This is a genomic window from Methylobacter sp. (assembly GCF_036845245.1).
Classification (GTDB): domain Bacteria; phylum Pseudomonadota; class Gammaproteobacteria; order Methylococcales; family Methylomonadaceae; genus Methylobacter_A.
In genome coordinates this window covers 41,674-47,673 of sequence record NZ_DAIUEH010000045.1, presented here as the reverse complement: position 1 = coordinate 47,673, position 6,000 = coordinate 41,674, and the positions used below count along the sequence as shown (strand labels likewise).

Genomic DNA, 6,000 nt, shown 5'->3' with positions numbered 1-6,000 from the left:
CTAAGGATCGATCATTCCGGGCATTTAACATAGGTGGGGAAAGCGGACGCTTACTCTCAATGCGGCTTCCAGTCCGCCTTTAGTGAGCACCGGGGAGTCGCTATTTTTGCGAAAGCTTTTATGGGCCTCCCAGCCCAACAAGCGGCAAAAATTACGCGACCGCTAATGCCTGCGGCTGCCCCAGCCGTCCTGGTCACTCGATCGCTACCCAACAAGGGGTAGCTCACATGCTCTCCAATGACTCGACGCGATTTCGGAAAGCCTGCATTTTCACTTCGCAAGCTGCGTGAAAACACATGCACTATCGCTTCTGGGGACTACTCGACTCCTGTCTCGCAGCGTAGGAAGGGAAACGGAAACGCCGGCAATCGGATTCTCCACCATTGATGAGGTGATACTCACGATACTGCCGCCTGACTTTTGTGCCAGCATCTGTTTGACTGCAAGCTGCGTGATGTAAATGAAGCCTTCGAGGTTGGTCGAGACGAACGCGCGAAAGTCATCTGCTGTGTAGTCGGTGAAAGGCTTCACGGTGTAAATACCGGCATTCGCGACTACTGCATCGATCGAGCCGAACTTCTTGATCGCGAGTTCCGCGACCTTTTGTGCTGTTTCAAATTGACCGATGTCGCCGTCGATCAAGGCGAGGTGGTCGGAAGCTGACAGCTCTTTCGATTTCGTCGCGTTCCGCGAGGTTCCTACAACGTTGTATCCGCGCGCCAAAAACGCTTGGACTATGCCCGCGCCAATTCCCTGCGAGGCTCCGGTAACGATCACAGTTTTCTGTGTGCTTGTCATAGACGACTCCTGTGTATATTGCCTTTGCGGAAGGCCGACAGGTCAATTTATGCCTACCGGAAGCGATGTCAGCAGTTTGATTAATTCCTGGGCCGCCGCTGTTGAAGACGCAGGGTTCTGCCCGGTAATCAGGTGACCATCGACAATCGCGAAAGGCTGCCAGTCGGCGACCTTTTCGAAGTGGCCGCCTAAACGCTTGAGTTCGTCCTCGACCAGAAACGGGACTATCTCAGTGAGGTGAACGGCCTCTTCTTCGGTGTTTGTAAAGCCTGTGACGCGTTTTCCCTTCACAATCGGTTCGCCGTTAAACATTGCGTGATGCAATACCGCAGGACCATGACAGACCGCCGCGACGGGTTTGCCTGCGTTGTAAAACGTTTCGATCAAGGTATTCGAAATTGGATCTTCAGCCAGGTCCCACATCGGACCGTGACCGCCCGGATAAAAGATCGCATCGTAATCCTGCGCCTTCATGTCGGACAATTTCTTCGTGCCGGCCAGTACGGCCTGGGCTTTGGAATCGTTCTTAAATCGGCGTGTAAGCTCGGTCTGTCCCTCGGGTGTGTCGCTCTTGGGGTCGAGCGGCGGCTCGCCGCCTTTGGGGGAAGCGACCGTAACCCTGGCCCCCCCATCAATGAACGTGTAATAAGGGGCGCAGAATTCTTCCAGCCAGAACCCCGTCTTCTTCCCTGTATTACCAAGCGTGTCGTGAGACGTCATTACCATCAGAATGTTCATTATGTTCCTCCTTTGTTCAATCGATTAGGAAACTAAAGTTGCGATTAAGCCAGAAGCGTGGCGACAGTCTATTGGACGAAGGTATAGAGTTGTACCTCCTTATCAGTCTGCGCGACGAGCGGCGTGACACATCCATTTTTCTAAATGCCGCGATTGGCTGTAGAGGGTCATCCTTAGTTTAAAAGCGCTATTCCATTTCAATCGTTAAAAAACCATATCACTTAAAACTAAATACACAATTTGTATAAATACCTATACGTACTAAAAAACCAGTTACTTTGGTCGCATCAACATTAAGCGACTTTCATCTACACAACAATTCGATCAGTTTTAATATTCATCATATTGGAATATTAAAACTGATCACACCTTCCGCTTCAGTTTCTGTTCAGCGAACTGGTGTATTTTGAGTAGGCATTACAGAAATTATTGTCTATCAGGACAAAACATTTATCTGTATCACACTTAATTTTGAACATCAGTCAGCAAAACAGGAAGGTAAAAAAATGGTTAACCAGGATTTTGATATCCATAGCGACATAGTCACCCCCATGAATCAAGCCTTTGATAATGGCAGTTTTTATGGACTGGAATATATCCTTGACGAATTGTTTAATGAAAAACCGGCGCCTGCAAATCAAAATGCGGTAGATTGGTTTGGCGCTAGCGATTACTTTGCGTAAATCTTCAATTGAATTGACTGGATGTCCGACATAGCGGGAATGTCGGCTTATTGTAGGGTACGCTGTGCGTACCTTTAAAAATCAATTCAAAAAAATATACACAGCTAACCCAGCGGTGAATTACAAATTCAAAGGCCCGTTCAGGGTAAATATCCACCGTATAAACTCCCGCACTCTGCATTACTCCACAAACTATGCGCTATAAGTTCAAATCCTCACGCATGTAATATCCTTTTCATAAGATAATGCTATCTTGAACATTCCGAATGTCCCTGGATAAGCCGCTCATGTATAAGGCCCACATAGCCAATCAGTCCTACGATTTTAAAACATTGCGCAACCTGATGGCCAAGGCTACACCGGCACGTTCCGGCGATTATCTGGCCGGTGTGGGTGCGATCAATAATCTTGAACGGGTCGCTGCACAATGGGTGCTTGCCGATGTGCCGCTAAAACGATTTCTTAATGAAGCGCTGGTGCCTTATGAGCAGGATGAAGTCACTCGCTTGATTATCGACGAGCATGACAGCGCCGCTTTTGACGCCATTAGTCACCTGACGGTCGGCGATTTTCGTAACTGGCTATTGTCCGAACAAGCGACGACAGAAACACTCACCGCTATAGCCACAGGCCTGACGCCGGAAATGGCAGCTGCGGCATCCAAAATCATGCGTATCCAGGATTTAATACTGGTCGCTAAAAAATGCCGCGTTGTTACCCGCTTTCGGAACACGATTGGCCTGGAAAACCGCTTGTCCACACGCTTGCAGCCGAACCATCCGACCGATAATCCGGCCGGGGTCGCCGCCAGCCTGCTGGACGGTTTGCTGTACGGTTGCGGCGATGCCGTTATCGGCATTAATCCGGCTTCCGACAATCTGGAGGCAACCTCACGCTTGCTGCACATGCTGCATGAGGTGATCGAACGTTACCAAATACCGACGCAAGCCTGTGTGCTGGCGCATGTGACGACGACATTGAAAGCCATCGAACAGGGCGCGCCGGTTGATTTGGTATTTCAATCCATTGCCGGGACGCAAAAAGCCAATGACAGCTTCGGCATCAACCTGGAGCTATTAAACGAAGCCCGGCAGGCCGCCCTGGAACTGGGACGCGGCACGTTGGGAAATAACTGCATGTATTTTGAGACAGGCCAAGGCAGCGCGTTGTCCGCCAACGCCCATCAAGGACTGGATCAGCAAACCTGCGAAGCCCGTGCGTATGCGGTTGCGCGTAAATTCAAACCGTTGCTGGTCAATACCGTGGTCGGCTTTATCGGTCCGGAATATCTTTACGATGGCAAGCAGATTATCCGCGCCGGTCTGGAAGACCATTTCTGCGGAAAATTACTGGGCCTGCCGATGGGCTGCGATGTTTGCTACACCAACCACGCCGAAGCCGATCAGGATGATATGGACATGCTGCTGACCCAATTTGCCGTTGCCGGGGGGACGTTTATTATGGGCGTGCCCGGCGCTGATGACGTGATGCTCAATTATCAATCCACGTCATTCCACGATGCGCTATATCTGCGTCAAGTGCTGGGCTTGCGGCCTGCGCCCGAGTTCGAGCAATGGCTGCAACAACACGAAATTTTTAATGCCGACAATCAATTACAACAACGACCCGATGTACCCGCATTATTTAAGCCGTCGTTACAAAACCTGAGAAAATAAGGCGATGAGCGACTCTAATGAACTAGACCCCTGGCACAGCCTGAAACAATTCACCCCGGCGCGTATCGCTTTGGGACGGGCCGGAATGAGCCTACCGACCCACGCCTGTCTGGAGTTTCAACTGGCGCATGCATTAGCCCGCGATGCGGTCAACATCCCGCTGGATTTTGCCGGACTCGAACAACGCTTGAATCTGCAAGGCTATCAAACGCTGATCTTGCAAACCCAGGCGGAAAATCAGTCGCTATATTTGCAACGTCCCGATCTCGGTCGCTTGTTAAGCGCATCGGCTACGGCCTGCTTGCAGCACACCGCCCTCCTCCCATTCGATGCGGTTGTCGTCGTTGCCGACGGTTTATCGTCTACCGCCATCGAACATCACGCTGAACCGTTTCTGAATTTATTGCTGCCCGAATTGCAACGAAAAGGCTACAGACTGCCGCCGCTGTGTTTGGTAAAACACGGACGCGTAGCGATTGGCGATGCTATTGCGGAACACTACGCAGCCAGTCTGTGTATCGTATTGATCGGCGAGAGACCGGGCTTAAGCTCGCCCGACAGCATGGGCATTTACTTTACCTATCAGGCCAGATCGGGTATCAGCACCGATGCCGACCGCAATTGCATTTCCAATATCCATAACAACGGCCTGAGCTATCGGCAGGCGTTAAAAAAATTGCTGTTTTTAATCAATAAATCCGAAAAGCTGGAGCTTTCGGGTGTTAATTTGAAAGACGAAACCACTGATTCTGAACCGAATGATCGATTGACGCAGGCTAATTTTTTATTGGATTAATTATCAGGCGCTGTACGTTATCAAGAAGTAAACCCATAACAATATATTCATTCAAGCGAAGACCTTTTAAGCAATAGTGATCTAAACGCAGCAAATGCCTTTTGCATAACCGCAGGTTTGTAAGGAAAAATATCAACGGGATCTGTTGCATGAACCCAGCCTCGCGGATCAGCCTCAAACAACAATAATTCACCGTCTCCGGTTTCGGCGCAGTCAATCACTACATAATCGAGATCAAGACGATCGGCAATTGCAAATAACGCTTCACGATGCCTTGCAGCAAAATCATGATCAAAATTTTCCATTACCGCCTGCTCTTCTGCACGTTTGCGCTCGCTCAACTCCATACCCGAAGAGCTATAGTGAACTATCCAACTCTCGGAAATTGCCAGATGACATATAAAAGGTTTTCGATCGATCAGTGCGATTCTTAACTTGCGATAACAGCCATCATCACTTTGATATTCAATAAATTCGGAAATATAAAAGTCATCATTTTCTGAATCATGCTCCAGATAAAGCTTTAATTCAGCAGCGTCATTTATTTTTTTAAACCCTTTTCCGCTGTGTGTATCAATCGGCCTTATGGTGATAGGAAAGGTAAATCCTCTTAATTGCTCCCGATGCATCCGATAAGTTTTTGGCGCAACGAGCCCGGCAATATTTTGCAGAAGCAGCGAGGTTTTGTTTCGCGCGCAATTTAATATTTTTTCAGGATCATTTATGTAAGGGCGCGGCCAAGCATGCAGCATTTTTCCTATTTTATCGAGTATTGGATTATTTTTATCCGATTCACCCAATGCAACTAATGCAATGTCATGATCAGGTATTGTGCTCGGAAGATTGTTTTCGGATGAGACAAAAAGCAAATCCAGCTGGATATCGCTTTGTTCTACCAGAAAATCTATAGGCGCGTTATCCGTCATATTACCCGGCCCTATAACGGCAAGTAATCTTATTTTTGGATCCGGAGGACTGACCACACGATAAATAGATCTATGTCTAAGTGCATCTGATTGCATCTCGAGAGCCATTTCATCTTGGCCAAGCGCAGACAATAGATAAAACATGCGCATGAACAAATTGCCGGGGTCTTTATCCGAACTGGCCTCAGTAAGCATTTGCGGTATATCGGAAGGCGTTTTTCTTGAAATTGCGGAGATCGGCAAAATTGCAACTAAGCCATCTTCACCCAACTTGACGTTGTTAAAAGAATTATCACGGTCACTCATAATTTTAAATTTATCTAAAAACTTCGAAATTCATTCTCACTCATCCAATACAAGATGAGTCTGATAAAGCTTAATCT

The 6,000-nt window shown here is 48.2% G+C and carries 6 protein-coding genes; 3 read left to right on the top strand and 3 right to left on the bottom strand.

Features of this window, described 5'->3' with window-relative positions:
• Nucleotides 1–270: 270 nt before the first annotated feature.
• The gene (locus tag V7051_RS18285) at nt 271–798 is read right to left on the bottom strand and encodes an SDR family NAD(P)-dependent oxidoreductase (RefSeq protein ID WP_333877333.1); all 528 of its coding nucleotides are present in this window, start codon (nt 796–798) and stop codon (nt 271–273) included.
• A 42-nt stretch (nt 799–840) separates the two neighbouring features.
• Complete coding sequence (locus V7051_RS18280) at nt 841–1,536, bottom strand: type 1 glutamine amidotransferase domain-containing protein (protein ID WP_333877332.1); 696 nt, start codon at nt 1,534–1,536, stop codon at nt 841–843.
• Between the two features lie 506 nt (nt 1,537–2,042).
• On the opposite strand from V7051_RS18280, the gene V7051_RS18275 reads away from it, so the two are divergent.
• The 3 genes from V7051_RS18275 to eutC all read left to right on the top strand — a co-directional run bounded on the left by V7051_RS18275 (nt 2,043) and on the right by eutC (nt 4,691).
• A complete protein-coding gene (locus V7051_RS18275; RefSeq protein WP_333877330.1) occupies nt 2,043–2,219 on the top strand; it encodes a hypothetical protein in 177 nt (58 codons plus the stop codon).
• Between the two features lie 287 nt (nt 2,220–2,506).
• On the top strand, nt 2,507–3,895 hold the full coding sequence (locus V7051_RS18270; protein WP_333877328.1) for an ethanolamine ammonia-lyase subunit EutB: 1,389 nt from the start codon (nt 2,507–2,509) through the stop codon (nt 3,893–3,895).
• A 4-nt stretch (nt 3,896–3,899) separates the two neighbouring features.
• Nucleotides 3,900–4,691 carry an ethanolamine ammonia-lyase subunit EutC gene (eutC, locus tag V7051_RS18265; protein ID WP_333877326.1) on the top strand — a complete coding sequence of 264 codons (792 nt, stop codon included), beginning with the start codon at nt 3,900–3,902 and terminating at the stop codon, nt 4,689–4,691.
• A 47-nt stretch (nt 4,692–4,738) separates the two neighbouring features.
• Here eutC and V7051_RS18260 read toward each other — a convergent pair whose 3' ends face one another.
• On the bottom strand, nt 4,739–5,923 hold the full coding sequence (locus V7051_RS18260) for an ATP-grasp domain-containing protein (RefSeq protein ID WP_333877324.1): 1,185 nt from the start codon (nt 5,921–5,923) through the stop codon (nt 4,739–4,741).
• Nucleotides 5,924–6,000 lie beyond the last annotated feature (77 nt).